This is a genomic window from Haladaptatus ordinarius (assembly GCF_054177595.1).
The window spans coordinates 1-6,218 of record NZ_JBPEHH010000166.1 but is presented as its reverse complement, the minus strand read 5'-3'; the positions used below and the strand labels follow the sequence as shown (position 1 = coordinate 6,218).

The 6,218-nt window shown below is 61.6% G+C and carries 7 protein-coding genes; 4 read left to right on the top strand and 3 right to left on the bottom strand.

From position 1 onward, the window contains the following. Positions 1–251 precede the first annotated feature (251 nt). On the top strand, positions 252–515 hold the full coding sequence (locus ACR3FF_RS25290; RefSeq protein ID WP_458190876.1) for a DUF7520 family protein: 264 nt from the start codon (positions 252–254) through the stop codon (positions 513–515). A gap of 40 nt (positions 516–555) precedes the next feature. Beyond that, positions 556–825, top strand: a complete 270-nt coding sequence (locus ACR3FF_RS25285; RefSeq protein ID WP_458190875.1) for a hypothetical protein — start codon at positions 556–558, stop codon at positions 823–825. A gap of 25 nt (positions 826–850) precedes the next feature. Here ACR3FF_RS25285 and ACR3FF_RS25280 read toward each other — a convergent pair whose 3' ends face one another. Both ACR3FF_RS25280 and ACR3FF_RS25275 read right to left on the bottom strand, forming a co-directional pair. Then, positions 851–1,612, bottom strand: a complete 762-nt coding sequence (locus ACR3FF_RS25280; protein ID WP_458190874.1) for an SAM hydrolase/SAM-dependent halogenase family protein — start codon at positions 1,610–1,612, stop codon at positions 851–853. After that, complete coding sequence (locus tag ACR3FF_RS25275) at positions 1,609–2,130, bottom strand: nicotinamide-nucleotide adenylyltransferase (RefSeq protein ID WP_458190873.1); 522 nt, start codon at positions 2,128–2,130, stop codon at positions 1,609–1,611. The genes ACR3FF_RS25280 and ACR3FF_RS25275 overlap by 4 nt, the downstream gene beginning before the upstream one ends. Positions 2,131–2,353: 223 nt before the next feature. Between ACR3FF_RS25275 and lonB the strand changes: the two genes are divergently transcribed. Next, entirely contained in the window at positions 2,354–4,348 is a 1,995-nt protein-coding gene (lonB, locus tag ACR3FF_RS25270; protein ID WP_458190872.1) for an ATP-dependent protease LonB, read from the top strand. Between the two features lie 101 nt (positions 4,349–4,449). Here lonB and ACR3FF_RS25265 read toward each other — a convergent pair whose 3' ends face one another. Then, on the bottom strand, positions 4,450–4,914 hold the full coding sequence (locus ACR3FF_RS25265; protein ID WP_458190871.1) for a nucleoside deaminase: 465 nt from the start codon (positions 4,912–4,914) through the stop codon (positions 4,450–4,452). Positions 4,915–5,070: 156 nt separating this feature from the next. Between ACR3FF_RS25265 and ACR3FF_RS25260 the strand changes: the two genes are divergently transcribed. Then, positions 5,071–5,979 (top strand): glycosyltransferase family 2 protein, encoded by a 909-nt coding sequence (locus tag ACR3FF_RS25260; protein WP_458190870.1) that lies wholly within the window; start codon positions 5,071–5,073, stop codon positions 5,977–5,979. Positions 5,980–6,218: the final 239 nt, after the last annotated feature.

Sequence of the window (6,218 nt, the reverse complement as noted above, 5' to 3'; positions counted from 1 at the left end):
GCGAGCGCGTGACTGGTTTCGTCAGTTCCGCGAGATTGCGCTCATAGCTGGCGTTCACAACATTGAACAATCGATAGAAGCGTGAATGCGAGAGATATTCGCGGATTCAATTGAGCCGTTGCTGAGAGCTTTGACAAAACCTCATCTTTCGTCGAGAAGGGACGGCAGTGGACTCACCGGGCAGAACATCGGTGCTCGACTCACGCATCCGAGTAGCAAGCCCTAACCCCCCCGAACGCCAACGTCCGGCGATGAGCGACCGTATCATCTCCAGTCGCCCCGTCTTTCTCGTTACTGGCGCGTTCGTCGTCCTTGCCGCAGGTGGCATCGGCTTCGTCGTCGGCACGACCGGCCAGAATCGCGGGAAGACGATGGCCGTGTTCGGCGTCTCGCTGTTCGAGATGTCGCCCGTGACGATGGCGCTGTTCGGCATGGCGCTGACCGCGGTCGTGCTGGTGCTCCTGTTCGGTCTCGTCTCCTACGCGTCGCGGTTCGACACCGACCGCGTGACGTGAGTTCCGAAGTGCTATCCCGGTCGAACGACTCCCACCGAGCATGCGGTCCGACTCCGCTTCCCGACCCGACCACCGAGCCAATCCGACTCGCGACGCGCTGACCATCACGCTCACGCTCTTGCTGGCGAACACGCCGACGCTGTTCGTGTTCTACGTCACGCTCGAATCGTACGACTCGACGAGCGGTGTGGGATTCGTCCAGTACCTGACGACGACGATGAGCGGCGCACTCGTCTTCGCTCTCCTCTGGACTGGCATCGTCCACTTCGCGTTCGGTCCCGCACTGGCAGGGGCGTGGAGCGAGCGGTAGGGGGCGTGCCGGAACGCGTACGACGTCAGTTCTTCAATCGAATTTCGTCGCCGACGGTGACGCCGAACGCCTCGTCGCCGCGACCCCGGTTCACCGCGAGTTCGACGTTGCCGTGGCTGCCGACCGTGACGAGTCGCTGGCCCGGTTCGACGTGCGCGTAGGACGGTTCTACCGGGGCGGACGCGCCGTTCACCGCGAGTTCGTCCACGCCGTCGAGGAACTCGCCGGGAACGTTCGTGATGGCGTTGCCAAAGTCGTCCACGACGAGGATTTCTCCCGTGGCCTCGCGCTCGCCGACCTCCGGTTCGGGAAATCGCAGGTCGACGAAGTCGTCCACGGATCGGACGTCGGGCAGGTCTTCGAGCGACTCGACGCCCGCTTCGTGGATTCTCGCGGCGGCGGGAGCGAACACGTCCCGGCCGTGGAACGTCGTGCTCTCTGTGTCTTCGTACGATATCTCGAACACGTCGAGGGTGCTCGAATCGGTGTTTGCCAGTTCGCGGGCCGCCGGGAGCAACACGCCGTTGTCCGGGCCGACGAGCGCGTGGTCGCCCACCCGGACCGCGAGCGCGGCGCGGTCGGTGCCGACGCCGGGGTCGACGACGACGAGGTGGACTGCGGGTGGAAAGTACGGGAGCACTTCGCGGAGCCAGAACGCGGTGGTTCGGACGTCCTGACGCGGAAAATCGTGGGCGACGTCGACCAGACGGGCGTCGCTGTGCTGGCAAATCACGCCTTTCATCGCCGCCGGATACGGCGTGCCGAAGTCCGACGAGAGCGTTATCACTTGTCACCGTTCGAGTCGGTCTGACTGACGCGCTGGATTCGCTCGATACCGTCGATTTCGTCGACGACCTCGACGACCGAGTCGGGAACGAGTTTCTGCCAGTCGTTCCCCTTGACCATCCGGTCGCGGACTTCGGTGCCTTCGAGCACGCCCCGGTTGAACATGGGCGACTGACGGACTTCGACGCCCGCCTCCGTGAACAACTGGATGACGAGGGGGTTGTTCGAGTATGCCACGTCGAAATCCGGACTCATGCTCTGGACGTGGCTCACCCACACCGAGTTTCTGTCCAGGTCCTCGATGGGGACCGCGTAGGTCACGAGGTCGAAGTCGACGAGCGATTTCGTGATCATCATGATTCGTTCGCCCGCCGTAAACGGGTCGTGACGAGTGTGCGAGTCGCCCGCGCTCCCGATTCCGAGTACGAGTTCGTCCACTTCTTCGGCGATAGTTTCGACGACGCTGTGGTGGCCGTTGTGGTAGGGTTGGAAGCGCCCGATGTAGAACCCGCGAGTCATGGTGGAATCGACGTGTAACGTTTTTATAAGGGTGACGAGTCACGGTCGAACCCGATTGGTGACACTGTCTGGTGACCGCACTGTCGGAAGCGAAGCGTTCTACGACCTGTTTTCAGTCCGTGCGTGCTCTCGGTGGGCGTCGACGAGGGAACGTCACACTCGGCGAGAGGGAGAAAGTATATCAGTTCGCCTGCCCTGTTTTCAGCTACACAGAACGAATTCTATGAGTAACGACACCGAAGCTCCACCACCGGAGCAGGAAACTGAGCAGGAGGTCGAAAGCCTCGGCAGCGAAATGGACGTCAACCTAGACGACGTTCCCGATGACGACCTGCTTGGCGGACTGGAGATAGACAGCACGGAAGAGGTCGAGATTCCCGACCGACTGGTCGATCAGGTCATCGGACAAGACCACGCCCGTGACGTGGTGATGAAGGCGGCCAAGCAGCGCCGCCACGTGATGATGATCGGCACGCCCGGTACCGGGAAGTCGATGCTAGCGAAAGCGATGAGCCAGCTCCTCCCCAAGGAGGACCTACAGGACGTCCTCGTCTACCACAATCCAGACGACGGGAACGAGCCGAAAGTTCGGACGGTTCCCGCCGGGAAAGGCGAGCAGATCATCGAGGCCCACAAAGAGGAGGCACGCAAGCGAAACCAGATGCGTTCGTTCCTCATGTGGGTCATCATCGCCATCGTGGTCGGCTACGCGCTGCTCATCGCCGGGCGACCACTCCTCGGTATCCTCGCAGCAGGTGTCATTTACCTCGCGTTCCGCTACGGTTCCCGCGGAAGCGACGCGATGATTCCGAACCTGCTGGTCAACAACAGCGACGTGACCAGCGCACCCTTCGAAGACGCGACGGGTGCCCACGCTGGTGCGCTGCTGGGTGACGTTCGCCACGACCCGTTCCAGTCCGGCGGCATGGAGACGCCGAGTCACGACCGCGTCGAACCGGGTGCCATCCACAAGGCCAACAAGGGCGTGTTGTTCGTCGACGAAATCAACACGCTCGACATCCGCAGTCAGCAGAAGCTGATGACGGCCATCCAGGAAGGCGAGTTCGGCATCACCGGCCAGTCCGAACGCTCTTCGGGCGCGATGGTGCAGACTGAACCCGTCCCGACCGACTTCGTCATGGTCGCGGCCGGGAACCTGGATGCGATGGAGAACATGCATCCCGCGCTCCGTTCGCGCATCAAAGGGTACGGGTACGAGGTGTACATGGACGATACCATCGACGACACGCCGGAGATGCGCCGGAAGTACTCCCGGTTCGTCGCGCAGGAAGTCGAGAAGGACGGACGGCTCCCGCACTTCAGCGCGGAGGCAGTCGAGGAGGTCATCCTCGAAGCCCAGCGTCGCGCCGGACGGAAAGACCACCTCACGCTCAAACTGCGTGACCTCGGTGGACTCGTCCGCGTGGCTGGCGACATCGCCCGCGCGGAAGACGCCGAGTACACGATGCGCGACCACGTCCTGCAGGCCAAGCGTCGCTCGCGCTCCATCGAACAGCAGATTGCCGACGACTACATCGAGCGCCGCAAGGACTACGAACTCACCGTCTCCGACGGCCAAGTCATCGGCCGCGTCAACGGTCTCGCGGTCATGGGCGAAGACAGCGGTATCATGCTCCCCGTGATGGCCGAAGTCGCGCCGTCGCAGGGGCCGGGCAACGTCATCGCCACCGGCCAACTCAAGGAGATGGCAGAGGAGTCCGTGAAGAACGTCTCGGCCATCATCAAGAAGTTCAGCGACGAGGACATCAGCGAGAAAGACGTTCACATCCAGTTCGTCCAGGCCGGACAGCAAGGTGTGGACGGCGACTCGGCGTCCATCACGGTTGCCACCGCCGTCATCAGCGCGCTCGAAGATGCGCCGGTCCAACAGGACGTCGCGATGACCGGTTCGCTGTCGGTGCGCGGCGACGTGCTCCCGGTCGGGGGCGTGACCCACAAGATAGAGGCCGCCGCGAAGGCCGGCATCAAGACGGTCATCATCCCGAAGGCGAACGAACAGGACGTGATGATAGAAGAAGAGTACGAGGAGATGATAGAGATCATCCCCGTCTCGCACATCAGCGAGGTGCTCGAAGTCGCGCTCGCGGGCGAACCCGAGAAGGACAGCCTCATCGACCGCCTGAAGAACATCACCGGAAGCGCCCTCGAACACGACATCGGCGGCACCTCCGGCCCCGGCAGTCCGAGCCCGCAGTAGACAACCCACGCGGAACGAATTCGTTTTTCATTTTTCCGTTCGATACAGCGACGAGTCCGTATCGAGCCACAGAGAACCGTCATCTCGAGACGGAGGCTCGGTCACCGGAACGCCCGGTGTACGGCCAGCCCTTCTGATTCGAGGACGCCACCGAGCACGGCGACGTCTCGACCCATCCGTTCGAAGATTTCGTCGCAGGAGACGCTGGGCGACCCACCGAACTCCTCGGCTGCGCGTTCGCCCGACACGCTGTAGACGACCCCGCCGAGTTCGGCGAAGCCGATACCACCTGCGCACATCGGACACGGTTCGGTGCTGGTGTACAGCACCGTCTCGGCACGCTCCACGACCGTGAGGTCGCGTGCGGCGCGGCGTGCGAGCGTGAGTTCCGGATGCAGCGCGATGTCGTCGTCCGTGGACTCGCGATTCGTCTCCTCCATCACGATGTCCCCGTCACGAACTAACACCGACCCGTAGTGGCCGTCACCGCGTTCGCCCGCCTCACGCGCGAGTTCGATTGCGCGTCGTGTGTGTCGTTCGTGGTCGAGTGAATCTATGTCGAACATCGTAGAGAGATGGTTGCGAGGCCGGAGATAGGTTCTGGTGGCGCCGTCGAAATCCCCACGTGTCGATAGATTCCGGCGGCTGTGCTGAATAGATAGCGCGAACCAAGCAGTAAACCACGTGAATTTATCCCTCGGCTGGTACACTTCTACACGTCGATGGCCCCGCCAACGAGTGTCCTCCTCCCAACGAACACGCTGTCGCCCGTCATTGAAGACCTCACTGCACAGCTCGCACCATCCGATGAACTTCTCGTCATTTGTGACGATAAGACGGCACCCGCGGCAGAACACGTTGCTGAAATCCAAAACGCGAGACTGGTCATCGCTGGTGATCCGAGGGGTTGTTCGGGCAAGGCGAATGCAATTGCCGCTGGCATGGAGGCTGCCACCAACGACCGAATCGTCTGGACCGACGACGACTTTGACCACCCACCTGACTGGCTCGCGGAACTCCACACGGATTACGAGAAGCACGGTCCAGTAACGGAATTGCCGTTCTTCGTTGGACGCGACCCGCTGGCCACCTTGTTAGAGCCAATTTATGCCATCGGCGGCACGCTCGGAACATATCAGGAGGACATCGTGTGGGGTGGCGCTGTGATGTTTGAACGAGCCGATTTAGACGTGGATTCGTTCCTGCGGGACCTTCGCCGATCAATGAGTGACGATGGTATACTCACCGAGTATCTTGATGTCACGCCCCTCCGTCGAACGCGAATCGTTCCAATGGGTGGTTCTCTACGCGACACTGCCGAACGCCACGTCCGATTCACCCAGATTGTCCGGTGGCATGATCCATCGGGATTCGCGGTGATGAGCGTGGTCGCATCGCTATCGACAGCCGGAGCGCTCCTCTATCCCCTTCCGGCGCTGGTGCTTTTAACTTTGATTCAACTCGGGATCTACAAGACCTTCGGAGTACGTCGATGGACGTTTCTGCTGGCGTACCCCGCAACACTCGTGCAGGTGCCGGTCTTTGCGTACGCCCTTTCCCGGCGGACTTTCGTCTGGGGAGGTCGCCGCTATCGATGGCGTTCGAAATTCGATGTAGAGATCGTCGAGTGAAGCCGCGAGCGGGGAGCTACTGGCGCGGTTCTATTGGTTCTCGATGGATGAATCCACAAAGGCTCTCACTCCCAGGGACAACTGCTCGGGAGCTGATGAGCGTATTGCGAGACACATCCTCTGAGGGCGCAGGAGAAAGGGGTGTTCCCGGCGGAACACCCCGAACAAGATGTCTAGCTCATCTCCAACAGTGGTTTCATACGCAGGCCAAATGCTTCGCTCTCCATCCGCTACATCGA